We start from the raw sequence: 22,621 nt of genomic DNA, 5'->3' as shown, positions 1-22,621 counted from the left end.
GGGGAACAAGCCGGGCGCTGGGGCTGGCTCATTGGTCTCTCGGGTCAGGGCTTGGGGGTCAGGGCTGGGGTCTCAAAGCGTCGGCAAGGCGCGCGGTGGCCGAGCCGGGGCGCAGGGGTTGCGGCTGCGACGCATCGGGCGCCCAGCCGGTCAGGAACACGAGATCGAAACCCACCCGGATGCGGCCCGGTTCCTGCGGATCGGGGGCGAGCCCCTCCAGGATCTCGGCCGCGCGCAGGATCATCGCGCGCCGGGTCGGGCGGCGCAGGCGCAGGGCCAGCGCATTGCCCTCGCCCATCGCCCGCAAATCGCGGGCGAGCGGGACCAGGCCGCGATAGCTGACCATCTGGGTGACCTGGTCGGCCACCGGCAGCGCCAGTCCGGCCCGCTGCATCAGCGCGCCGAGGTCGCGAATCTCGCCCATCGGGGCGACGCGGGGGGACAGCCCGCCGGTCAGCTCGATCTCGGCCTGCGCCAGCGCGTCGCGCAAGGGGGCCAGGGTGCGCCCGCCGGGCAGGACCGCCAGGAACAGCCCGTCGGGGCGCAGCGCGCGGGCGCATTGCACGATCTGCCCCACCGGGTCGTCGGCCCAGTGCAGCGCCAGCGCGTGGATCACCAGGTCATGCGCGGCAGGCTCCAGCGCCAGCAGCGGATCGTCGGGCACGATCCGGGCCCCGGGCATCGCCGCGGCCCAGAAATCCGGCGCGCCGGTCACCACGGCGGGGGCCGTAAACCTTCTGTTAATGGCCGAGAGCCTATCCTTGATCTCGTCCTGCGCCAGTTCGTGCAGCCAGTCCTCGCGTCCCTGACGCCCGGCGCGCGCGCGCTGCCGGGTCAGGGCGGCGCGGTCGGTCAGGCGGGGCGGCGCGGCAGCGGCAGGATCGGGGATCGGACGGGCGGACATGGGGATCAGCTTTACGGGGCTTCGCGCGGCGATGAAAGCCACGATGGGGGTGGTGTTCCCGCCCCAGTGCCCCGGTTGCGGCGCGGTCGTGGCCGAGGACGGGGGGCTGTGCGCCGAATGCTGGCGCGACACCGAATTCATCGGCCCCTGCGCCTGCGGGCGCTGCGGCGCGCCGGTGCCGGGCGACGGCGCCCCGGTGCGGGACGAGGCCGCGCTGCTCTGCGACGACTGCCTGGTGATCGACCGGCCCTGGCGGCGCGGGCGGGCGGCGGTGGTCTATGCGGGGACCGGGCGGCGGCTGGCGCTGGCGCTGAAGCACGGGGACCGCGTCGATCTGGCGCCGGTGCTGGGCCAGTGGGTGGGCCGCGCCGCGGCGCCGCTGGTCCGCCCGGGAATGCTGGTCGTGCCCGTGCCGGTCCATCCGCGACGGCTCATGGCGCGCAAGTACAACCAGGCCGCGCTGCTGTCGGCGCAGGTGGCGCGGATGCACGGGCTGCGGCACATGCCGGGCGCGCTGATCCGCACACGGCACACGCCGATGCAGGATCACGGCTCGGTCGGCGACCGCGTGGGCAACGTGGCGGGCGCGCTGGCGGTCCCGGCCCGTTCCCGCGCCTGCATCGAGGGGCGGGCGATCCTGCTGGTCGACGACGTGATGGCCTCGGGCGCGACGCTGGCGGCTGCGACCGCGGCGCTGCGCGAGGCCGGCAGCGGCCCGGTCGCCGTCGCGGTGCTGGCGCGGGCGGTGAAGACGCCCGGGAGGGCGGCGGATGAGCCCGAGGAGTGAGCGCCCGGGTTCGGGTGACAGGGCGGCGGATGCGGCCGTCCCCCCGATCGGCTCCTTCGGGCGGCGCTTGCCGCGCGACAGGTCGCGCTGGGTGCGGGAGTCCACCTGCACCGGCCATGCCCACAGCCGGCCGGCCGAGCGGCAGGCGCCCCCCGCGCCGCCCCGCCACAGACCCGGCCGGCAGCGGACGCGCCGGCGATCAGCGCCGCCGATCAGCGCCGCCACCGCACCCGCGCGGCGATTTCTGGCGCACCCGAACTTGCCGCGCCGCGAAAAAACGGCGTGCCGCCCCTTTCCATCATGCCCCCGGACCCGCATCTTGCGGCCATGCTGCGCATCAACGACGCCATCACGATCGCCGACTGGGAAATGTCGGAACAGTTCACCCGCGCCCAGGGGCCGGGCGGGCAGAACGTGAACAAGGTCTCGACCGCCGTGGAATTGCGATTCGAGGCCGCGCGCTCGCCGCATCTGCCCCCCGCCGTCAAGGCGCGCCTGCAGCGGCTGGCGGGGCGGCGCTGGACCAATGATGGCGCGATCGTGATCTCGGTCCAGGACACCCGCAGCCAGGCCCGCAACCGCGAGATCGCCCGCGCCCGTCTGGCCGACCTGATCGCTAGCGCGCTGCGCACCCCGCGCAAGCGCATTGCCACCCGGCCCACCCTGAACAGCCAGCGCCGCAGGCTGGCCGCCAAGACCGCCCGCGGCACCGTCAAGTCGCTGCGCGGCCGCGTCGCGGACGGGGGCGACGAGGGGTGAGGCAGATCCGCCGCAATCTGGGCCGGCTGATCGGCGCGCGCCAACCCGCGCTGCAGGTGGCGGCGCTGTGCCTCGATGCCACGACCGGCCGGGTGCTGCTGATCACCAGCCGCGGCACCGGACGCTGGATCATCCCCAAGGGCTGGCCGATGCCCGGCCGCTCGCTGGCCGAGGCCGCGCTGGAGGAAGCGTGGGAGGAAGCCGGCGTCCGCGCCCGCCCCGGCACCGAGATCGGGCAGTATCACTATGACAAGATGCAGGACCGCGGCTTCGGGATTCCGGTCGTCGTGCATGTCTTCCTGACCGTCGTCGATGCCCTGGCCGACGATTTTCCCGAACAGGGCAGCCGCGAGCGGCAATGGGTCGATCCGGCCAGGGCCGCGACGATGGTGGCCGAGCCCGAGCTTGCGGCGATCCTGCGCGGCCTCGGCCGCCCTGCCGCGGCCCGCTAGGCTGGCGACACCGGGCATGGATTTCCGGTTTCTCGACAAGGACCTGGACAAGGTCGCCAACGCCGAAAGCGCCGGCGTCTATTCCACCCGCCCGCTGCTGCGGCTGGGCCTCGCGCTGACCTTTGCCGCCGCCGTCACCGTGGCCGGGGCGGTCGCGACCGGCGCGGGCGGGTCGTGGATGCTGGCCGCGGGGCTGATGGTCGGGGCGTTCCTTGCCCTGTCGATCGGGGCCAACGACGTGGCCAACGCACTGGGCCCGGCCTTCGGTGCGGGCGCCGTGTCGATGCGCGCCGGATTGGTGTCCGTCGCCCTGGCCGAGATCGCGGGCGCGCTGACCGCCGGCGCCCGGGTCAGCGAGACGCTGTCCACCGGCATCCTGCGCCCCGAGCTGGTCGCGGGCGGCGGGACGGCGCCCGTGATGCCGGCGGTGATGCTGGCGGCGATGCTGGCCGCGGCGCTGTGGATCTCGCTAGCCACCTGGGCCGGGGCGCCGGTCTCGACCACCCACGCCATCGTCGGCGGCATCGCCGGGGCGGGCGTCGCCCGCTTGGGCCTGGACGCGCCGCACTGGGCGGGGGTGGCGCGGATCGCGATGGGCTGGGTCGCCTCGCCGCTGATCGCCGCGGTGATCGGCGCCGCGCTGCTGGCCTTTCTGCGCGCCCGCATCCACCACGCCCCCGACCGCATCGCCGCCGCCATGCGCTGGCTGCCCCGCGTCGTGGGTACCGGCGCGGCGGTGCTGGCGGCGTATGCGCTGACGCTGTGGGGCGCGCCGGGACGGCCGGCGCTGGCGCTGGCGCTGGTCGCCCTGACCAGCGTCGCCGCCTGGTGGGCGACCCGCGCCCGCATGCGCAGCCAGCGCATGGCCGGCCTGCGCCCGCGCGAGGCGACCGAGCGTCTGTTCGGCCCCTCGCTGATCGCCGCCGCGCTGCTGATCGGTTTTGGCCACGGCGCTAATGACGTGGGCAACGTGGTGGCCCCGCTGGCGGCCATCGCCCGGGCGGGGGATGTGGGCGCCGCCCTGCCCGCCGCGCCGTGTGGCTCGCCACAGGGGCACTGGGCTTTGCGCTGGGGGCGGCGCTGTACGGGCGGCGGCTGGTGCGGATGGTCGGCAGCCGCATCACCCGGCTGAACCCGGCCCGCGCGCTGTGCGTCTCGCTGGCCACCGCGCTGGTGCTGCTGGGCGCGACCTGGCTGGGGCTGCCGGTGTCCACCACCCATGTCGCGGTCGGCGGAGTCTTCGGCGTCGGCTTCTATCGCGAATGGGACGAGCGCCGCACCCAGCGCAGCCAGCGCGAGGCGCTGCCGCCCGAGGAACTGCACCGCCGCCGGCTGGTCCGCCGGACGGCCGTGCTGCGGACCCTCGCCGCCTGGGCGGTCACGGTGCCCATCTCCGGCAGCCTCGCCGCGGCCATCGCCTGGGCGATGGGCTGACCCCAACGGGCGATCTAGAACGCCTTGAAGGTCATCGTCGTCAGGGTCCGGTTGATGTCGGGAATGTCGAACAGGCGCTCGGACAGGAAATGCCCGACATCCTCGCCCTCGGGGACATAGACCTTGGCGATCAGGTCGAAATCGCCCGAGGTCGAGTAAAGCTCGCTAACCACCTCGCGGTCATAGATCGCGTCGGCGACGGCATAGGTCTTGCCGGGATTGCAGCGGAACTGGACGAAAACGGGGCGCATCTGACCTCTCCGGACGGCGGAACGGGGCGATCCTAGCGCCGCCCGGGCCAGGGGGCCAGAGCTAGCCGGCCGCCGGAGCCAGGGGCGCCGCCTGCCACGACCGGCCCCAGAACCGCGCCATCAGCAGCGCCGCGGCAAAGCTGAGCCCGACCAGCAGCCCGAGCCACAGCCCCGGCGGCCCGAACCCCAGCGGAAACGCCAGCAGCCAGGCGGCGGGCAGGCCAAAGAGCCAATAGCTGACCACCGCGAGCACCATCGGCACGCGGGTGTCGTGGACCCCGCGCAGCAGTCCCAGCGCGATCGCCTGCATCGCGTCGACCAGCTGGAACAGCCCGGCATAGACCATCAGCACCGCCGCCAGCGCGACGATGGCCGGCGCCTGCGGGTCGCCAGCGTTCAGATAGAGCCCCGTCAGCGCCCGCGGGATGGCAAGGAAGGCGGTCATCGCCAGCAGCGCAAATCCCACCGACAGGATGATCGCCGCAAGGGCGGCCCGCCTCAGCCCCGCGGCGTCGCCATTGCCGTGCGCGGTTCCCACCCGGATCGTCGCGGCGTTCGAGATCCCCAGATGCACCATGAAGGTCAGCGAGGCGATCTGCAGCGCGATCCCGTGCGCGGCCAGCGGCACCGTCCCCAGCCAGCCCATCATGATGTAGGTGCTGGTGAACATCCCGGATTCCGCTACCAGCGTCAGCCCGATCGGCAGGCCCAGCGCAAAGACCTGCCGCGCCGCCGGCCAGTCTGCGCGCCACAGGCGCTGCAGCAGGTGATAGGGCCGCGCCTCGGGCAGCGAGACGGCCAGTAGCAGCAGGGCTGCCAGTTGCAGCCAGTTGACGGCGGCGCTCGCCAGCGCGGCGCCGGTGACGCCCAGTTCCGGCGCGCCCAGGTTGCCCCAGATCAGCACCCAGTTCAGCGCCGCGTTCACCGGCAGACCCGCCAGCGTCACGATCAGCACCGCGTTGGGCCGGCCCAGGGCGGCCAGGAAGCTGTTCAGCGCCATCGCGCACAGCACGGCCGGCATGGCGAACAGCATCACCCGCAGCCATTCCTGCGCCAGCGCGGCGATGGCCGGCTCTTGCCCCAGCGCGATCAGGATCTGCCCCGACCACCACAAGATCGGGGCGACCAGCGCGGCGTGGATCACCGACAGCCACATCGCCATGCGGGTGGACCGGCGCACCTGCACCTCGTCGCGGCGCGCGCGGGCGGTGGCGATCAGGCCCATCAGCCCCAGCGCATAGCCCGAACCGAGGATCATCAGGATGAAGAAATACGACGTCGCCAGCACCAGCGCGGCCAGCGGATCGACGCCGTAGCGGCCGACCATGACCGTGTCGATGACGCCGATCATCATCCGCGCGACATGCGTGGCCACCAGGGGCAGGCCCAGGGCGAGGGTCGCGGACAGATGCGGCTTGAGGCTCATGCCCGCGACGACTAGCCGCAATCGCCCGCGGCGGGAAGGCCGGGGGAAACGAGGTCGGGCGCCGGTCGCCGACCGGCACCGCTGCTCAGGAAAGCCGCGTCAGCGTCAGTCCGCGCAGCACCTCGGCGGCCGGCATCGGCCGCTTGCCCTCGCGCTGCGCCTCGATGATCTCGACGGCGCCCTGCCCGCAGGCGATGGTGAAGCCGTCCAGCACCGCCCCCGGCGCGCCCTCGCCCGGCACCACGCGGGACCGCAGCAGCTTGAGCCGCTCGTCACCCGCGAGGCACCAGGCCCCGGGAAAGGGAGACAGGCCGCGGATCAGTCGGTCCACCTCGGCCGCCGGGCGGCTCCAGTCGATCCGCGCCTCGGCCTTGTCGATCTTGGCGGCGTAGGTGACGCCCTCGGCGGGTTGCGGGACGGCCGGCAGCGGCAGCCGATCCAGCACGTCGACGATCAGCCCCGCCCCCATCTCGGCCAGCCGGTCGTGCAGATCGGCGGTGGTGTCGCCCGCGCCGATCGGGGTGCGCGCCTCGGCCAGCACCGGGCCGGTGTCCAGCCCGGCCTCCATCTGCATGATGGCGACGCCGGTTTCCGCGTCCCCCACCATCACCGCCCGGTGGATCGGCGCCGCCCCCCGCCAGCGCGGCAGGATCGAGGCGTGGATGTTCAGGCACCCCAGCCGCGGTGCGTCCAGCACCGGCTGCGGCAGGATCAGCCCATAGGCGACCACCACCGCCACATCAGCGCCCAGAGCGGCGAAATCCGCCTGATCCTCGGGCGATTTCAGCCGCGCCGGAGTCCGCACCGCCAGCCCCAGCGCCTCGGCCGCCGCCTGCACCGGCGAGGGCCGCGGCTTCTGCCCCCGCCCGGCCGCGCGCGGCGGCTGCGAATAGACCGCCACCACCTCGTGCCGCGCGGCGATGGCGCGCAGCGCGGGCACCGAGAACTCGGGCGTTCCCATGAAGATCACGCGCATCGGCCAGGTCCTTCTTCTTTGCCCAAATATCCAACGGATGAACGCAGACGTTCATGGCGGTCTGCCTCTCCCGGCGGGCGCACGCCGCCCAGCCCCGTTTCAGCGCGCCAGCTTGGCCGACCGCGCCACCAGCATCTTGCGGCGCAGCGACGACAGGCGGTCCACGTAAAGCCGCCCGTCCAGATGGTCGATCTGGTGCTGCACGCTGGTCGCCCACAGGCCGACGAAGTCGCGCTCCTCGATCTCGCCGGCGTCGTTCAGGAAGCGCACCGTGACGGCGCGCGGACGCTCGATCATGGCCGACACGCCGGGCAGGTTCGGCGAGGCTTCCTCGTGGCTGCGCAGTTGCACCGATTCGTGCAGGACCTCGGGGTTGGCCATCCGCACCGCCTCGCCGCGACGGGTCGACGCATCGACCACCGCCAGCCGCATCATGATGCCGATCTGCGGCGCGGCCAACCCGACGCCGGGCATCCGCTCCATCGTGTCGATCATGTCGTCCCAGATCATCCGCACCGTCTCGGTGATCGCCGCGACAGGCTCGGCCGGCATGTGCAGCCGCCGGTCCCGATAGGGCAGGAACGGCCGCACGGTCATGCGCGCAGCCGGGGCGGCGGGCGGCCGGCGCGGGCGCGGGCGACCAGCCGCGCGGTCTTGCCGGCGACGACCGGGGCCTTGCCGGGCAGCGGGTCTGGGCGCAAGGCGGGATCGGCGTCGAGGATCAGGATGCCGTCCAGATGATCCAGCTCGTGCTGGGCGATGCGGGCGGCGGCACCCTCCAGCGCCAGTTCGCAGGCGTTCCCGGCGAGGTCAAAGAACGCCAGCCGGATCTCGGCCGGGCGGCGGACGCGGACGGGGTGGTCGGGGATCGACAGGCACTGTTCCGGGGCGATGGTGGTCCTGCGCGAGCGGGACACGATCTGCGGCTCGATCACCGCGAGCGGCGCCGGGATGCCGTCCTTCCAGCCCGCATCCATGACGAAGACCCGCCGCTCGATGCCGATCTGCGGCGCCGCCAGCCCGCGCCCGCCGGCGGCATAGAGCGTGGCGCACAGGTCGGCGACCAGCGCCCGGAGTTCGGGATATTTCAGCTCGCCCGCCGCGGCGCAGATCGCGCGCAGCACCGGATCGGGATGCAGGCGGATCGGGCGGACCGTCCCCGCCCCGCCGGGCAGGTCCTCGGGCCGCGGGACCAGCGGAGGGCGGGGGCCGTCAGGCACGGGCGAGTTCCCGCTTGATCTTGGTCATCCGGCGGGCGATCAGCTGGCGCTTCATCGGGCCGATATGGTCGATGAACAGCTTGCCGTTCAGGTGGTCCAGCTCGTGCTGGGCGCAGGTCGCCCACAGCCCGTCAAAGTCGCGCTCGTGCACCCGCCCGTCCAACCCGGTCCAGCGCATCCGCACCTCGGCCGGGCGGGTCACGTCGGCATACTGGTCGGGGAAGGACAGGCAGCCTTCCTCATAGACGTTCAGCGTGTCAGACGTGGAAACGATGTCCGGATCGACCATGACCACCGGCGCGCGCGGCGCCTCGGGGTCCTTGGTGCAGTCCATGACGAACAGCCGCGACAGAACCCCCACCTGCGGCGCGGCGAGCCCGACGCCCGGCGCGGCATACATCGCGGCCAGCATGTCGTCGGCCAGCGCCTCGATATCGGGCGTGATGCGGCCGATGGGGGCGCAGGTCTTTTTCAGCCTCGGGTCGGGGAACAGCAGGATCGCGCGCGTCATGTCGCGGGAATACTGGGGTTTTCCCGGCGCGGCAACTCGCTATTGTGGCCCGGCCCGAACAGAGAGGACCGCCATGACCCGCCCCGATTTCGACGAACCGATCGACCGCCGCGGCACGCTGTGCAACAAGTGGGACGATCTCGGCAGCGTCTTCGGGATGCAGGCCCCCGACGCGCTGGCGATGTGGGTGGCGGACATGGATTTCCGCGCCCCGCTCGGCGTGCGCCGCGCGCTGGAGGATACGGTCGCGCAGGGCATCTATGGCTATCCCGGCGAGAACCGGCCCTATCTCGAGGCGATCCGCTGGTGGATGGCGACCCGCCACGGCTGGGACGTCGCGCCCGAGGCGATCCTGTCCGTCCACGGCCTCGTCAACGGCACCGCGCTGGCGGTCGATGCCTATACCGAAGCAGGCGATGCGGTGGCGCTGATGACCCCGGTCTATCACGCCTTCGCCCGCGTCGTGAAAGCCGCCGGGCGCACGGTGACAGAGCTGCCGCTGGCCGAGCGGGACGGGCAATACGCGCTGGACTGGGACGGCTGGGCCAGTCGCCTGACTGGCAAGGAACGGATGCTGATCCTGTGTTCGCCGCACAACCCCGGCGGCCGGGTCTGGTCGGCCGAGGAACTGCGCGAGATCGCCGGCTTCTGCCGCGAACGCGACCTGATCCTCGTGTCCGACGAAATCCACCACGACCTCGTTCTGCCCGGCGGGCCCCGCCACACGGTGACGGCGCTGGCCGCGCCCGAGATCGCCGACCGGCTGGTGACGCTGACCGCGGCCACGAAAAGCTTCAACCTCGCCGGGGCGCATCTGGGCAACGCGATCATCGCCGATGCCGGGCTGCGCGACCGCTACAAGGCGCGAATGGGGGCGCTGGGGATCTCTCCGGGGCTGTTCGGGCTGCCGATGGTGACCGCGGCCTATTCCCCCGAGGGCGCCGACTGGATCGATGCGCTGGTCGCCTATCTCGCGGAAAACGCACGGATCTTCGACGAGGGCATCGCCGCGATTCCCGGGGCGCGGTCGATGAAGCTGCAGGCGACCTACCTGTCCTGGGTCGATTTCTCGGGCACCGGCATGGCGCCTGCCGAAATCCACAAGCGGATCGAGCAGGACGCCCGCATCGCCGCCAACCACGGCGAAAGCTTCGGCACCGGGGGCGCAGCCCACATGCGCTTCAACATCGCCACCCCGCGGGCGCGGGTGGTCGAGGCGGTGGCGCGGCTGCAGCAGGCCTTCACCGACCTGCAATGAGGCTGATCGCGATCCTCGCCTTTCTGGCGGCGGGCTGGATCGCCTGGACCTCGTGGGGGCCCGGCCTGCGCCTGCCGGTCCCCGCCCCGCCGACGCTGCCCGTGCCCGTCCCGCCGCCGACCGTACCGGTGCCGCTGCCAAAGCCGCCCCGGATCACCTTGCCGAAGCCCGCGCCGCAGATCACCAGCCCGGTCGAGCGCATCCTGATCGAAAAGGCCGCGCGCCGCATGACGATCTTCCAGCGCGACGGCAACCCGCGGGTGATGACGATCGCGCTGGGCTTCGCGCCCGCCGGCGACAAGGTCCGGCAAGGCGACGGCAAGACGCCCGAGGGCATCTTCAAGGTCGACCGCCTGAACGACCAGAGCAAGTTCCACCTGTCGCTGGGGCTGAACTATCCCCGCCCGCAGGACCGCAAACGGGCAAAGGCCGCCGGCGTCGATCCCGGCGGCGACATCATGATCCACGGCCAGCCGAACCAGGTCCCCGAGGGGTATCGCGTCAAGGGCGACTGGACTGCCGGCTGCATCGCGGTGACGAACGCCGAGGTCGCCGAAATCTTCGCCCATGCGAAGATCGGCACCGAGGTCGAGATCAGGCCCTGACCCCGGCGTCTTCTTTGCGAAATATCCCGGGGGAGCCGCTCGCACGGGCGGCGGGGGCAGCGCCCCCGTCACGTCCCGCGCGGCTTGGCGCGCAGGGTGGGGTCGGCCTCGGTCGGGTCCTCGGGCCAGGGGTGGCGCGGATAGCGGCCGCGCATGTCCTTCCTCACCTCCGCATAGCCGCCGGCCCAGAAGCCCGGCAGGTCGGTGGTCACCGCGATCGGCTTGTGCCCCGGCGACAGCAGGGTGATGCGCAGGGGACGCCCGCCGGCGGTGGGGTGGCGGGTGACCCCGAACAGCTCCTGCAGCCGCGCCTCGATGGTCGGCGTCTCGGCGTCGTAGTCGATGGGGATGCGCCGGCCCAGCGGGGAGGTAAAGGCCGCGGGCGCGGCCTCGTCCAGCCGGCGCTGGCCGTCCCAGCCGATCAGCGCCTTCAGCGGCTCGGTCAGGTCCAGCGCGCGCAGGTCGGCGGCGGATCGGGCGCGGCCCAGATACGGCAGCAGCCAGTCGGACCCCGCCAGCAGCGCGGCGTCCGAGACGTCGGGCATCCCCGGCACCAGCGCGATCCGGGCCCGCAGCCGCCGCGCGGCAGGGGTCCAGGGCAGGCCCAGCTCGACCAGCCCGTCCCAGGCGGCGCGGGCCACGGCGTCCGCGTCGGGCGCGTCCAGCGCGCGGTCGGACAGCACCAGCGCGCCCAACCGCTCCTGCCGGCGGGCCAGCACCCGGCCCTCGCGGCGGGACCAGGCGACCGCCTCGACCGTCTCGATGCGGTCGCCGTAGAGGTCGCGCAGTTCGTCCTCGTGAAGCGCCACGCCGATCCGCACCCGCGCCTCGCGCCCATCGCCGTCCAGGTCGGTGGCGACGATCAGCCGCTCGGCGCCCAGCGGGTCGCCCTCGGCCAGCACCGCGCCCTTGCCGCCGGACAGCACGAAGCGCGGCGCCTCGCCCTTGCGGCGCAGGCCGATGCGGTCAGGGTAGGCCAGCGCCGCCATTGCTGCCGGCGACATCGGCGGGCCGACGGGGACCAGCCGGGCAAGGCGCTTCGCCTCGGCCCGGATGCGCTCCAGAACCGCCCGGTTGGCGGGCCAGGGGTGGCGGTCGGCATAGCCGCGCGGGTCGCGGATCGCCGCCAGCCGCAGCCCCAGATCGGCGGGGGCGCCGCGGATCGGGTCGCGCTCGGCCAGGGCCGCCGCCAGCGTCGCCGCGCCCCGGCCCGCGGTCAGCAGCATATGCGCCAGCCGCGGATGCAGCGGCAGCGCCGCCATCGCCCGGCCATGCGCGGTGATCCGCCCGACGCCGTCCAGTGCGCCAAGCCCGGCAAGCAGCGCCCGCGCCTCGGCCAGCGCGGCCTCGGGCGGCGGGGTCAGGAAGGCGAGACCCTCGGCCCCGCCCCAGACCGCCAGTTCCAGCGCCAGCCCGGCGAGGTCGGCGGTCAGCATCTCGGGCGGCGCGAAGGCGGGCAGCGCGCCCTCCTCGGCCCGCGCCCACAGCCGGTAGCAGACGCCCGGCGCCACCCGCCCGGCGCGGCCGCGGCGCTGTTCGGCCTCGGCGCGGCTGACCCGTTCCGTCACCAGCCGAGACATGCCCGAGCCGGGGTCGAACCGCGCCCGCCGCGCCCGGCCGGCATCCACCACCACCGTCACGCCCGGAATGGTCAACGAGGTCTCCGCGATCGCGGTCGCCAGCACGATCCGCCGCCGCGCGCCCGGCGGCGCCAGCGCCGCCCGCTGCGCCGCGAAGTCCATCGCGCCGAACAGCGGCAGCAGCTCGGCATCCACCTCCAGCATCGCGGCGACGCGCCGGATCTCGCCCTCGCCGGGCAGGAAGGCGAGGATCGTGCCGGCTTCCGTCTCGCGCGCCGCCTGGGCGATGAGGCGCGCCGCCTCGGGGACCAGCCGCGCCCCGGCGGGCAAGGGCCGGTCGAGCCAGCGCGTCTCGACCGGGAACGCCCGGCCCAGCGAGCGGACCACCGGCGCGTCGTCCAGCAGCGCGGCGACGGGTTCCGCGTCCAGCGTCGCCGACATGACCAGCACGGCAAGGTCGGGGCGCAGCGCCGCCCGCGCCTCCCACACCAGCGCGAGGCCCAGATCGGCGTTCAGGCTGCGTTCGTGGAACTCGTCGAAGATGACGCAGCCGATGCCGGCAAGCTCGGGGTCGGACTGGATCATCCGGGTCAGGATGCCCTCGGTCACCACCTCGATCCGGGCGCCGGGCACCGCCTCGCCGCGGATGCGATAGCCGACGGTGGCGCCGACGGGTTCGCCCAGCGTGGCGGCCATGCGCTCGGCCGCGGCGCGGGCGGCGAGCCGCCGCGGTTCCAGCATCACGATGCGGCCGGGGACGAGGTCCAACAGCGCCAGCGGCACCCGCGTCGTCTTGCCCGCCCCCGGCGGCGCGACCAGCACGGCGCGGCCGTGGGCGGCCAGCGCCTCGTGCAGGTCGGGAATCGCGGCGTCGATGGGCAGGTCGGTCATGGCCCCGGTCATGGCGGGAAACGGCAGCGCGGACCAGTGGGCGCATCTTCGATGCCCCGCATCCGCCCCCGGCCGGTCGGCCGGGCCACTGAACCCTTCCCGCCCTCTGGTCGTTACCGACCCGACTGCCTATCTGTCAGGCCGTTGATTTCAGGGGGCGACGAATGGGTCTGTCCGATACCGCCGGCGGGCTGATGCGCGGGCTGGGGCTGTCCGATCCGGTGATCCGGCTTGGCGTCACGGGGCTGTCGCGCGCCGGCAAGACGGTGTTCATCACCTCGATGGTCGCCAATCTGCTGGACCGGGGCCGGATGCCGGCGCTGCGGGCGGCGGCCGATGGCTCGATCCGTGCGGCGTGGCTGCAGCCGCAGCCCGACGACACGGTGCCGCGCTTTGACTTCGAGCGCCACCTGACGGCGCTTACCGGCCCCGATCCGCACTGGCCCGAGGGCACCCGCCATGTCAGCGAATTGCGGCTGTCACTGCGGGTCCAGCCCCGCGGGCTGTTCAGCGGCCTGCGCGGTGTCCAGAACCTGCATCTGGACATCGTGGACTACCCCGGCGAATGGCTGCTGGACCTGCGGCTGATGGAACGCAGCTTCGCCGAATGGTCGGCCGAGACGCTGGAGCGGATGCAGACCCGCCCCGGTGCCAACCCGTTCCGAGACGCGCTGGCGGCGCTCGACCCCCGCGCCCGGTTCGAGGAACCTGCCGCGCAGGCCCTGCACCGCCTGTATGTCGACCATCTTGCGGCGGCGCGCGAGGCGGGGTTTTCCGATACCACCCCCGGCCGCTTCCTGCTGCCCGGAGAGATGGAGGGCTCGCCCGCGCTGACATTCACGCCGCTGCCGGCAGAGCAGTCGTCCTCGAAGCTGTACCGAGAGTTCGAGCGCCGCTTCGACGCCTACAAGTCGCGGGTGGTCAAGCCGTTCTTCCGCCACCATTTCGCCCGCATCGACCGGCAGGTGGTGCTGGTCGACGTCCTAGGCGCAATCCATTCCGGCCCGCAGGCGGTCGAGGACATGCGCCGGGCGATGGCCGATATCCTGTCGGCCTTCCGCCCCGGCCGGGCGGGCTGGCTGGCGCAGCTGCTGGGGACGCGGCGGGTCGAACGCATCCTCTTCGCGGCGACCAAAGCCGACCACCTGCACCACACCCAGCACCAGCGGCTGACCAACATCCTGACCGCGATGCTGCGCGAGGCCCGTGACCGCGCCGATTTCCAGGGCGCCCGGACCGAGGCGCTGGCCATCGCCGCGCTGCGCACCACGACCGAGGAAACCATCCGTCAGGATGGCGCCGAGTTGCCCGCCGTGCGCGGCACGCTGATGGACGGGCGCGAGGCGGCTTTCTATCCCGGCGAGCTGCCCGACAACCCGGCGGTGCTGCTGGCCCCGGCGGCCGAGGGCGCGACGCGCTGGCTGGACGGCGACTATGCCGCGATGAACTTTGCCCCCGCCCCCAACACGCTGCGGCCTGGCGACGGCCCGCCGCATATCCGCATGGACCGCGCGGCCGAGTTCCTGATCGGAGACCGCATCTGATGGCCGACACGCCTGCTTCGCGCCGCGGTCCGGTGCTGGTGGAATATGGCGCGGCGGCGCCGGCCCCCGCGCGGCCCGCTGAGCCCGAGGTCCCGCGTCCCGACGCGGCGCGGCCGGCCTCCTCGCCCGATCCGGTGCCGCCGCCGGGGGACGGCCGCGACGCCCGCGCGCCGCGCGGGGCCAGCGCCCCGCCCTCGCCCGCCGATGCGCCGCCGATCGACGACGGGCTGCCCGACGCCCTGCCCCGGCCGCGCACGATGGAGCTGGTGACTCGGATCGTCGGCAGCGGCCCCTCTCCGGTCACGCGGTTCTTCCTGAACTCGCTGGTCGCGTTGCTGACCTTCGTGCTGTCGATGGCGGCGCTGCGGTTCTTCGACAACCTGATGCTGCGCTATCCGCTGCTGGGCTGGGTCGGGGTGGTGCTGTTCGCGCTGTTCACCGTCGCCGCGCTGGCGATGGCGGTGCGCGAATACGCCGCCTGGGCGCGGTTCGGCCGCATCGACGAGATCCACCGCCAGGCCGGCGCGGCGGTGGCCAAGGGCGACCTGACGCTGGCACGCGGCACGGTGGACAAGCTGGATGCGCTGTATGCGCGCCGGCCCGAGATGCAGTGGGCGCGGCAAAGCCTTGCCGAACGCCGCGGCGACGCCTTCGACGCGCCCACCCTGCTGGCACTGGCCGAGACGCAGCTGCTCGCGCCGCTGGACCAGCAGGCGCGGCGTGAAATCGAGGCCGCCGCCCGCACCGTCGCCGCCGCCACCGCGCTGATCCCGCTGGCGCTGGCCGACGTGCTGGCGGCGCTGGCCGCGAACCTGCGGATGATCCGGCGGATGGCCGAGATCTATGGCGGCCGGGCCGGCGCCGTGGGGGGCTGGCGGCTGGCCCGCACGGTCATCGCGCATCTGGTCGCCACCGGCGCCGTCGCAGCGGGAGACGACCTGATCCACACCGTCGCCGGGGGCGGGGTGCTGGCCAAGGTCAGCCGCCGCTTTGGCGAGGGCGTGGTCAACGGCGCCCTGACCGCCCGCGTCGGCATCGCCGCGATGGAGGTCTGCCGCCCCCTGCCCTTCATCCACCAGCCGCGCCCCAAGGTCGGCAACCTGGTGGCGCGCGGGCTCAAGGGGCTGTTCGGGGAGGACACGCCGCGCTGAGCGTCGCGCGGCCCAGCCCCTGAACCTATGCGTTCATCCCTTGGATATCCGGGACCGACCGAGATGCAGGGAGCCGCTTGCGTCGGCCCTCTTTCCCCCGCGGGCGCAACCGACTAGCCTGCGCGCCATGAGATGGAACCTGCCCAATCTGCTGACCCTGCTGCGCCTGGTCGCAGCCCCCGGCGTGCCGCTGATGTTTCTGTATTTCAGCCGCCCCTTCGCCGATTTCGCGGCGCTGGGGCTGTTCGTCGTCGCCGCCGTGACCGACTGGTTCGACGGCCATCTGGCCCGAAGCTGGCATCAGGAAAGCCGCTTTGGCGCCGCGATGGACCCGATCGCCGACAAGGCGATGGTGGTGATCGCGCTGGTCGTCATCACCGGCTATTCCGGGATGAACCCGTGGCTGATCCTGCCTGCCACGGTGATCCTGTTCCGCGAGGTCTTCGTGTCCGGCCTGCGCGAATTCCTGGGCGCCGACGCGGGCAAGCTGAAGGTGACCCGGATCGCCAAGTGGAAGACCACCGCCCAGATGGTCGCCATCGCGATGATGTTCCTGGGCACGGGGCTCGATTTCTACGAAAAGGGCCACCCGCCGCTGGTCGGCGAGGGTCGGCTGCCCTGGTCGGACAGCTGGTCGGACCTCGCGACCCAGGCCGGGCTGTTGCTGATCTGGATCGCGGCGATCCTGACCGCGATCACCGGCTGGGACTATTTCCAGAAGGCCCGGCCGTGGCTGAGGGACGTGCGATGACGCTCGAAATCCTGTATTTTGCCTGGCTGCGCGAGCGCATCGGCGCCCCGCGCGAGAGCGTCGAGACCTCGGCCGCGACCGTCGCCGACCTGGTGGCCGAACTGGTCGCCCGAGACGACCGCCATGCCGCCGCGCTGTCCGACATGCGGGCGATCCGCGTCGCCGTGGATCAGGAGCTGTCGGGGCTGGACAGCCCGCTGGCCGGGGCGCGCGAGGTCGCCTTCTTCCCGCCGATGACGGGCGGCTGATGCGGGTCCTGGTCCAGCCCCAGCGGTTCGACGCGGCGCAGCTGCTGCAGGGCTTCGGCGCCGGTGCCGGCGCGGTGGTGACCTTCACCGGGCTGGTGCGGGGCGAGGACGGGCTGGTCGCGCTGGACATCGAGCATTACCCGGGCATGACCGAAAAGGCGCTGCGCGCCCATGCCGAGGCCGCCGCGGCGCGGTTCGGCCTGAGCGACGTGCTGGTCGTGCACCGCCACGGGCACCTGGCCGTGGGCGAGCCGATCATGATGGTCGCCACCGCCGCCCGCCACCGCCGCGCGGCCTTCGACGCGGCGGATTTCCTGATGGACTGGCTGAAATCCCGCGCCCCGTTCTGGAAGCGCGAGATCGGGCCGGAAGGCCCCGGCGACTGGGTTGCGGCGAGGGACGACGACGAGGACGCGCTGGCGCGGTGGTAGGTCGCGTTGGCGGGTGAGCACTCCTGTTGGCAGCCGCTTGGCAGGGCCTGACCGTCTCAGAGATCCCCGGATTCTGGCGCCGGCCTGCGGGGCCGGAACCACGCGGGCGTGGAAGGGCCAATCAAGCCCAGGCCCCTCTGGCGCCGTGACTGGCAGCGTGACCGCCCGCGCTTGCCGTGCGAAGGGCGACACGGTCGCTCGCGCCTGCCGCTGCCTTCGCCGAGCGGAGTTGCGAGGCTCCCTCGAGACGCTGCGTTCTGCACCTTGTGGTGTGACGCAGCCTGGCCGACCCGGTCCGCAGCCGCCCGCTTGGTTCCGCTGCGGGCAATACGTCGAGCCAAGGGACAAAGGCCGGGGCGCTTTGTCGGCCAGATAACCGCCCGTGAATGCCGCTTTGCCGCAGGCGTCCACGCCGCGCCTTCGCCCGCCTGCGATCCCGGCCGCACGGTGCCGGTATCCCTCCGCCATCCACCTCAGGTCGATAATGGTGGCGGCGTGTCGCACCCCTTCCGCCCCCCCCCGCAGCGCCATGACGCGCCCGGCCGGTCGCTTCTTGCGGCCGCCTGCATACCTCGGCGCCGCCGATCATTGCCTGCATCCGGACCGCACAGGCGCCCGACGCGCCCCGAAGGAGGGATCCTCGACGACATCTGCAGCCGAAAATCGACGACGGCGTTCGTTGAAAGCCGCTCAGCGACCGCGCAAGCCAGGGGTAAACTCGTCAACAGGTATACGACGTGTTGAGCGGCACCCGACCTGTCCGCCCCGACGATGCGCGACCGCGGTCCGCATCAGGTCCTCCCTTCACACTTCCGTGGTGCGCGCGCCCCCTTGCTCGACACCACGGCGATGGTGCGGCTGTCGGTGGCTTCGGTCGCGCGGTGATGGCAAAGGCGGAACTCTCGTCTCTTCCCGAGGCAAGTGACGCCATTCGCGCTACCGTCACTCCCCACGAACGCCAGCTGTCCGCACCTCGCAAAGGGCAGTCTCCTCAGACGGCCAGACCATCTGTCGGCTAGGCCGACAGTCGTCTTCAAAGCCGCCTCCGGCGAAACCCGTCAGGCCGCCAGCCCGCGGGCGCCCATCTCGACGAACTTCCGCCGCCGGCTGCGGATCAGCTCGGCGGGCTTGCGGCCCGACAGGTCCTTGAGGAAGCTGGCGATCTGGTCGCCGACCTGCGCGATGACGTCGTCCGGGTCGCGCTGGGCGCCGCCAACGGGCTCCGGGATGATCGCGTCGATCACGCCCAGCTTGCGCAGGTCCTGCGCGGTCAGGCGCAGCGCCTCGGCGGCCTCGCGCATCTTCTCGGCGTCCTTCCACAGGATCGACGCGCAGCCCTCGGGCGAGATCACCGAATAGATCGAGTGCTCCAGCATCGCCACCCGATCGGCGGTCGCAAAGGCCACCGCCCCGCCGGATCCGCCCTCGCCGATGATCACCGACACCAGCGGCACGCCGATCTGCAGGCATTTCTCGGTCGCCCGGGCGATCGCCTCGGACTGGCCACGCTCTTCGGCGCCCTTTCCGGGATAGGCGCCGGGGGTGTCGACCAGCGTGATGACCGGCAGGCTGAAGCGGTCGGCCATCTCCATCAGCCGGATCGCCTTGCGATAGCCCTCGGGCCGCGCCATGCCGAAATTGCGGTGGATGCGCGACTTGGTGTCGTTGCCCTTTTCGTGGCCGATCACCACCACCGGCTGGTCCCGGAACCGGGCCAGGCCGCCCAGCACGGCATGATCGTCCCCAAAGGTCCGGTCGCCGGCGAGCGGAGTCCATTCGGCGAACAGCCTGGCGATATAGTCGACGCAATGCGGCCGGTCGGGATGGCGCGCGACCAGCGTCTTGCGCCACGGATCCAGCGACTTGTAGAGGTCGCGCAGCATGTCCTCGGCCTTGCGGTCCAGCGCGGCGGCCTCTTTTTCCAGGTCCACGCCCTCGCCCTTGCGGGCCAGCGCGCGCAGTTCCTCGGCCTTGCCTTCGAGATCGGCGAGGGGCTTTTCGAATTCCAGATAGGTCATCAGGGAGCCTTTCCGCAGGTCGCGGCCTATATGATCGGCCGGATGGTGGATTGCAACGGCGGCCTGGCGGCGGCGGCCGGCGCGGGGAGCGGAGTGTGCGGAGCCCGCTGTTGGAACTGCGTTCGGACGGAAGCGAGCCACATTTGCACGAAATCTCGCCTGCCTGAGCCGCATCGTGGCATCCTCGCGCCCCTTACCCTCCCCCCTGATAGCCGCGAACCAGCGCCGCCGCGACCAGACCCCAGCCATCCACCGCGACGAAGAACGCGAGCTTGAACGGCAGCGAGACGACGGTCGGCGGAACCATCATCATCCCCATCGACATCAGGATCGCCGAGACGACGAGGTCGATGATCAGGAACGGCAGCGACACCAGGAAGCCGATCGAGAAGGCGCGCTGAATCTCGGTCAGCATGAACGACGGCACGATCAGCGACAGGGGCGCGCGTTCCGGATCCAGCTCGGGCGCGGCATCGTTAGCGCGCGGGGCGACCTCGGCCAGGGCCTCCATCGTGCCGGGGTCGATGCGGCCGGCCATGAAGCGGCGGAAGGGCTCGATCCCGCGCTCGAAGGCGGTGCCCAGCGTGATCTCGCCCCGCTGCAGCGGCGCGCCGGCGACCTGCCAGGCGTCGCGCAGGACCGGGTCCATCACGTACCAGCTGAGAAAGATCGCGAGGCTCACGATCAGCATGTTCGGCGGCGCCTGCTGGAGCCCGATCGACTGGCGCAGGATCGACAGCACCGTCACCACGAAGGGGAAACAGGTGACCATGATCGCGAGCCCCGGGGCCAGCGACAGAAGCGTCATGCCGATGACCAGCATCACCGCATTGCGGCTGGCGCCGTTCACCGTCGTGCCCGCGAGATCGCCGAGCCCCGGCAGCTCGGCCAGCTCCTGCGCCCCGGCGGTGCCGGCCATCGCCGAACTGATCCCGGCCGCAACCGCGGCCCAGGTCAGCGCATTGAGGTAGGGACGGCTCATGCCGGGGCGGGACCGACGATCCGCACGGCCAGGCGGCCATCGCCGCCCTGATCGACCAGCTCGCCCCGGGCCACGACCCGATCGCCGATGCAGATTTCCACGCCGTCGATGCTGTCCTGGTCCAGCGGCAGGACGTCGTCGGAGCGCAGCTGTGCGAGTTCGGCGACCGACAGCCGCGTGCGGCCCAGCCGGACGGTGATTTCCACCTGGATCTGCTGGGTGGGAATGAGGCCCGCGTCCAGGTCCATCTCAGTGTTCCTCCATGATTTCTTGCATCAGATCCCGCAGTTGCCGGCTGACATCGGCGATATCCCAGGTGATGGTGCCGCCCAGCAGCTCGGCGTCGACCGTGCCGGGCGGGCCGTCGGCGTCGATGACGATTGCCTCGATCCCGGCCTCGGCCACGCAGGCCTGGACGAAGGGGTGCAGGTCGGCGCCGCAGCGGATCCGGGCCTGCAGGGGCGACACCGCCTCGGAGAGCTGCAGCAGCTCGGTCAGCAGCGCCGCCTCGAGCCGCGCCCGCGCGATCTGCGGCAGCGCGCCATCGAGCAGCGCGGCGATCAGCGGCTGCAGCGTCCGCGCGGCATTGCGGCTGCCAGCGCTGATCGCGCCGCTTACCGCGGCCAGTTCGGCAGACAGCGCCTGCAGCGCGGCCTGCACCAGCGTGACCTGCTCGCCCTCTGCCTGCGACCGCCCCTCGATCAGGCCGCGGGCATAGGCGTCCTGAAGCTCCTCGGCCGAGTGCACCTCGCGCCGCGCGGCCGGCTCGTCGCGGTCGAAGCGTTCCAGTTTCAGCACCGCCCCCATCACGCCTTTTCCTTCTCGCTGATCCAGGTCGACAGGATCCGCATGCTTTCGTCCTGCCGGTCACGCATCAGCTCGCGCAGCCGGGCCACCGGATCGGCAAAGGTCGTCGCCGGGGCGAATTCGAAATCCGGCACGTTCAGCGCTAGGTTGGGCAGCGCCAGCGCGCCGTCCCCGCCCCCGGGTTCGAACGCCGATGCCATACCGATCCCCGGCGCAATCAGTTCGGGCGTCCCCGCCCCGGAATTGTCCAGCGCCGGAAGTGCCGCCTGCCCCGCGGCCGCCCGCGACTTGAGCACCGGCCGCAGCAGGACGAAGACGATGGCCAACGCGAACAGCCCGATCAGGGCCAGCCGGGCCAGATCGTTGATCGCGAGCCGCGACAGCAGGCCGCCCGCCGCCGCCGTCGTCCCCTCGGGACCGATGGCCGAGAACGGCAGCGACTTGACGGTGATCACGTCGCCGCGGTCCTCGTCGAAGCCGACCGTCGAGGCGACCAGTTCGCGCAGCGCCTCGAGCTCGGGTTCGGTCCGCGGCACGACGGTTTCTGTGCCGTCGGCGCCTTTCTGCACGGTCCCGTTGACCAGCACGGCCACGGTCATGCGCCGGGTCGATCCGGGCTGGCGGACGATCTCGCGCGTCACCCGGCTCACCTCGTAATTCTGCCGCTGGCGGGTTTCCGAGCTGCTCGACTTGCTCTGCTCGCCCTGGCTGCCGGTTCCTTCAGGCAGGTTCGACGAGGCCGTCACCGCGCCCTGTTCGGCATTGCTCGACTGGTCGGTCGTCTCTTCGTTTTCCTGCGACACCAGCGCCCGGCCGTTGGGGTCGAATTTCTGTTCCGACAGTTGCTCGGTCTCGGTCACCAGGTCGAGGTTCAGCTCGACGATGGCGTTGCCCGGCCCGACATGGGGTTCGAGGATGCGCTCGACATTGCGCTTCATCTCGGCGGCACGGTCGGCGGCGACCGTCTCTTCCCCGGTCGAGACGAGGCCGCGGGCGCTGTCGATCACCTTGACCTTTTCCGGATCGAGCCCCGGCACCCCCGACGACACCAGATATTGCAGCGACCGGGCCTGCTTGCTGTCCAGCGCACCGCTGTCCATCGTTACCGTCACAGAGGCGGCGCCCCCCGCCTCGCGCCGATAGCCCCGCGTCGCGGGCACGGCGATATGCACCCGCGCCGTCCTCACCCCCGGCACCGCGAGGATGGTCCGCGCCAGCTCGCCCTCCTTGGCCCGCCAATAGGCCGCGTCAAACATCTGCGAGGTGGTGCCAAAGCCCGACATGCCGTCGAGGATCTCGTAGCCCGCGCCGCCTGCCGACGGCAGGCCCATGCCGGCCAGCGTCATCCGCAGCCGGTCCCGCTCGGCGGCGTCGACCCAGATCGCGTCGCCGCGGATTTCGGACGCCACGCCGGACTTGTCGAGCTCCGCCATCACCTCGCCCGACCGCGCCGGGTCGAGCCCTGAATACAGCAGCGCCATCGGCGTCCGATTCGCCAGCCACGAAAAGCCGACCACCGCCAGGAACGTCAGCGCGAAAGCCGCGGCGATGAGCCCTTTCTGCGCGCCCGTGCGCTCGTTCCAGTATTCGGCCAGCTTCTGCATCGGCGTCCCCTTGTTCCCGAATCGTTTCCGC

The 22,621-nt window shown here is 72.3% G+C and carries 25 protein-coding genes; 12 read left to right on the top strand and 13 right to left on the bottom strand.

All coding sequences use genetic code 11. The features are described 5' to 3' along the window. Nucleotides 1–58: 58 nt before the first annotated feature. Nucleotides 59–904, bottom strand: coding sequence for a methyltransferase domain-containing protein (locus tag IC63_RS08585; protein ID WP_036719106.1), 846 nt, complete (start codon nucleotides 902–904; stop codon nucleotides 59–61). Between IC63_RS08585 and IC63_RS08580 the strand changes: the two genes are divergently transcribed. The 5 genes from IC63_RS08580 (at nucleotide 903) to IC63_RS19080 (ending at nucleotide 4,336) form a co-directional block, all read left to right on the top strand. Continuing rightward, a complete protein-coding gene (locus tag IC63_RS08580) occupies nucleotides 903–1,691 on the top strand; it encodes a double zinc ribbon domain-containing protein (RefSeq protein WP_052042029.1) in 789 nt (262 codons plus the stop codon). The two genes, IC63_RS08585 and IC63_RS08580, sit on opposite strands and share 2 nt — an antisense overlap. 327 nt (nucleotides 1,692–2,018) lie before the next feature. Further along, complete coding sequence (arfB, locus tag IC63_RS08575; protein WP_036719138.1) at nucleotides 2,019–2,450, top strand: alternative ribosome rescue aminoacyl-tRNA hydrolase ArfB; 432 nt, start codon at nucleotides 2,019–2,021, stop codon at nucleotides 2,448–2,450. After that, nucleotides 2,447–2,902: an NUDIX hydrolase gene (locus IC63_RS08570; protein ID WP_036719103.1), complete on the top strand. Its 456-nt coding sequence runs from the start codon at nucleotides 2,447–2,449 to the stop codon at nucleotides 2,900–2,902. The genes arfB and IC63_RS08570 overlap by 4 nt, the downstream gene beginning before the upstream one ends. Before the next feature lie 16 nt (nucleotides 2,903–2,918). Continuing rightward, nucleotides 2,919–4,034 carry an inorganic phosphate transporter gene (locus tag IC63_RS19085; RefSeq protein ID WP_052042027.1) on the top strand — a complete coding sequence of 372 codons (1,116 nt, stop codon included), beginning with the start codon at nucleotides 2,919–2,921 and terminating at the stop codon, nucleotides 4,032–4,034. Beyond that, nucleotides 3,938–4,336: an inorganic phosphate transporter gene (locus tag IC63_RS19080; protein WP_332257763.1), complete on the top strand. Its 399-nt coding sequence runs from the start codon at nucleotides 3,938–3,940 to the stop codon at nucleotides 4,334–4,336. The genes IC63_RS19085 and IC63_RS19080 overlap by 97 nt, the downstream gene beginning before the upstream one ends. A 14-nt stretch (nucleotides 4,337–4,350) precedes the next feature. Here IC63_RS19080 and IC63_RS08560 read toward each other — a convergent pair whose 3' ends face one another. From IC63_RS08560 to def (IC63_RS08535), 6 genes are all read right to left on the bottom strand, one after another. Beyond that, nucleotides 4,351–4,587, bottom strand: a complete 237-nt coding sequence (locus IC63_RS08560) for an Lrp/AsnC ligand binding domain-containing protein (RefSeq protein ID WP_036719101.1) — start codon at nucleotides 4,585–4,587, stop codon at nucleotides 4,351–4,353. A 61-nt stretch (nucleotides 4,588–4,648) separates the two neighbouring features. After that, nucleotides 4,649–6,013, bottom strand: a complete 1,365-nt coding sequence (locus IC63_RS08555; RefSeq protein WP_036719098.1) for an MATE family efflux transporter — start codon at nucleotides 6,011–6,013, stop codon at nucleotides 4,649–4,651. An 85-nt stretch (nucleotides 6,014–6,098) separates the two neighbouring features. Further along, nucleotides 6,099–6,989, bottom strand: coding sequence for a methionyl-tRNA formyltransferase (gene fmt, locus IC63_RS08550; RefSeq protein ID WP_036719095.1), 891 nt, complete (start codon nucleotides 6,987–6,989; stop codon nucleotides 6,099–6,101). 99 nt (nucleotides 6,990–7,088) lie between these two features. Continuing rightward, nucleotides 7,089–7,586 (bottom strand): peptide deformylase, encoded by a 498-nt coding sequence (gene def / locus IC63_RS08545; RefSeq protein WP_036719093.1) that lies wholly within the window; start codon nucleotides 7,584–7,586, stop codon nucleotides 7,089–7,091. After that, a complete protein-coding gene (locus IC63_RS08540; RefSeq protein WP_232222555.1) occupies nucleotides 7,583–8,209 on the bottom strand; it encodes a peptide deformylase in 627 nt (208 codons plus the stop codon). Before IC63_RS08540 ends, def (IC63_RS08545) begins: the two co-directional genes overlap by 4 nt. After that, nucleotides 8,202–8,720 (bottom strand): peptide deformylase, encoded by a 519-nt coding sequence (def, locus tag IC63_RS08535; protein ID WP_036719092.1) that lies wholly within the window; start codon nucleotides 8,718–8,720, stop codon nucleotides 8,202–8,204. The genes IC63_RS08540 and def (IC63_RS08535) overlap by 8 nt, the downstream gene beginning before the upstream one ends. A gap of 73 nt (nucleotides 8,721–8,793) precedes the next feature. Here def (IC63_RS08535) and IC63_RS08530 point away from each other — a divergent pair, with 73 nt between their 5' ends. Then, on the top strand, nucleotides 8,794–9,978 hold the full coding sequence (locus IC63_RS08530; RefSeq protein ID WP_036719090.1) for a MalY/PatB family protein: 1,185 nt from the start codon (nucleotides 8,794–8,796) through the stop codon (nucleotides 9,976–9,978). Further along, complete coding sequence (locus IC63_RS18450) at nucleotides 9,975–10,583, top strand: L,D-transpeptidase family protein (protein ID WP_036719087.1); 609 nt, start codon at nucleotides 9,975–9,977, stop codon at nucleotides 10,581–10,583. Before IC63_RS08530 ends, IC63_RS18450 begins: the two co-directional genes overlap by 4 nt. A 68-nt stretch (nucleotides 10,584–10,651) precedes the next feature. Here the strand turns inward: IC63_RS18450 and hrpB are convergent, their stop codons facing one another. Further along, on the bottom strand, nucleotides 10,652–13,054 hold the full coding sequence (gene hrpB / locus IC63_RS08520) for an ATP-dependent helicase HrpB (protein ID WP_036719132.1): 2,403 nt from the start codon (nucleotides 13,052–13,054) through the stop codon (nucleotides 10,652–10,654). Nucleotides 13,055–13,218: 164 nt separating this feature from the next. Between hrpB and IC63_RS08515 the strand changes: the two genes are divergently transcribed. The 5 genes from IC63_RS08515 (at nucleotide 13,219) to IC63_RS08495 (ending at nucleotide 17,179) form a co-directional block, all read left to right on the top strand. After that, on the top strand, nucleotides 13,219–14,598 hold the full coding sequence (locus IC63_RS08515; RefSeq protein ID WP_036719085.1) for a YcjX family GTP-binding protein: 1,380 nt from the start codon (nucleotides 13,219–13,221) through the stop codon (nucleotides 14,596–14,598). Further along, nucleotides 14,598–15,749 carry a YcjF family protein gene (locus IC63_RS08510; protein ID WP_036719083.1) on the top strand — a complete coding sequence of 384 codons (1,152 nt, stop codon included), beginning with the start codon at nucleotides 14,598–14,600 and terminating at the stop codon, nucleotides 15,747–15,749. Before IC63_RS08515 ends, IC63_RS08510 begins: the two co-directional genes overlap by 1 nt. 127 nt (nucleotides 15,750–15,876) lie before the next feature. Then, nucleotides 15,877–16,500 (top strand): CDP-diacylglycerol--glycerol-3-phosphate 3-phosphatidyltransferase, encoded by a 624-nt coding sequence (gene pgsA, locus IC63_RS08505; protein ID WP_036719080.1) that lies wholly within the window; start codon nucleotides 15,877–15,879, stop codon nucleotides 16,498–16,500. Continuing rightward, on the top strand, nucleotides 16,497–16,748 hold the full coding sequence (gene moaD, locus IC63_RS08500; protein WP_036719078.1) for a molybdopterin converting factor subunit 1: 252 nt from the start codon (nucleotides 16,497–16,499) through the stop codon (nucleotides 16,746–16,748). The genes pgsA and moaD overlap by 4 nt, the downstream gene beginning before the upstream one ends. Further along, nucleotides 16,748–17,179 carry a molybdenum cofactor biosynthesis protein MoaE gene (locus IC63_RS08495; protein WP_036719076.1) on the top strand — a complete coding sequence of 144 codons (432 nt, stop codon included), beginning with the start codon at nucleotides 16,748–16,750 and terminating at the stop codon, nucleotides 17,177–17,179. Before moaD ends, IC63_RS08495 begins: the two co-directional genes overlap by 1 nt. A 1,058-nt stretch (nucleotides 17,180–18,237) precedes the next feature. Here IC63_RS08495 and IC63_RS08490 read toward each other — a convergent pair. The 5 genes from IC63_RS08490 to fliF all read right to left on the bottom strand — a co-directional run bounded on the left by IC63_RS08490 (nucleotide 18,238) and on the right by fliF (nucleotide 22,590). Beyond that, complete coding sequence (locus IC63_RS08490) at nucleotides 18,238–19,200, bottom strand: acetyl-CoA carboxylase carboxyltransferase subunit alpha (RefSeq protein WP_156965416.1); 963 nt, start codon at nucleotides 19,198–19,200, stop codon at nucleotides 18,238–18,240. Between the two features lie 190 nt (nucleotides 19,201–19,390). Next, on the bottom strand, nucleotides 19,391–20,179 hold the full coding sequence (gene fliP, locus IC63_RS08485; protein WP_036719072.1) for a flagellar type III secretion system pore protein FliP: 789 nt from the start codon (nucleotides 20,177–20,179) through the stop codon (nucleotides 19,391–19,393). After that, on the bottom strand, nucleotides 20,176–20,427 hold the full coding sequence (locus IC63_RS08480) for a FliM/FliN family flagellar motor C-terminal domain-containing protein (RefSeq protein ID WP_036719069.1): 252 nt from the start codon (nucleotides 20,425–20,427) through the stop codon (nucleotides 20,176–20,178). Before IC63_RS08480 ends, fliP begins: the two co-directional genes overlap by 4 nt. Before the next feature lies 1 nt (nucleotide 20,428). Beyond that, a complete protein-coding gene (locus IC63_RS08475) occupies nucleotides 20,429–20,989 on the bottom strand; it encodes a hypothetical protein (RefSeq protein WP_156965415.1) in 561 nt (186 codons plus the stop codon). Beyond that, nucleotides 20,986–22,590: a flagellar basal-body MS-ring/collar protein FliF gene (gene fliF, locus IC63_RS08470; protein WP_052042031.1), complete on the bottom strand. Its 1,605-nt coding sequence runs from the start codon at nucleotides 22,588–22,590 to the stop codon at nucleotides 20,986–20,988. Before fliF ends, IC63_RS08475 begins: the two co-directional genes overlap by 4 nt. Nucleotides 22,591–22,621 lie beyond the last annotated feature (31 nt).

Source organism: Paracoccus sphaerophysae, from assembly GCF_000763805.1.
GTDB classification, from domain to species: domain Bacteria; phylum Pseudomonadota; class Alphaproteobacteria; order Rhodobacterales; family Rhodobacteraceae; genus Paracoccus; species Paracoccus sphaerophysae.
This window is presented reverse-complemented; position numbering and strand designations above follow the sequence as displayed.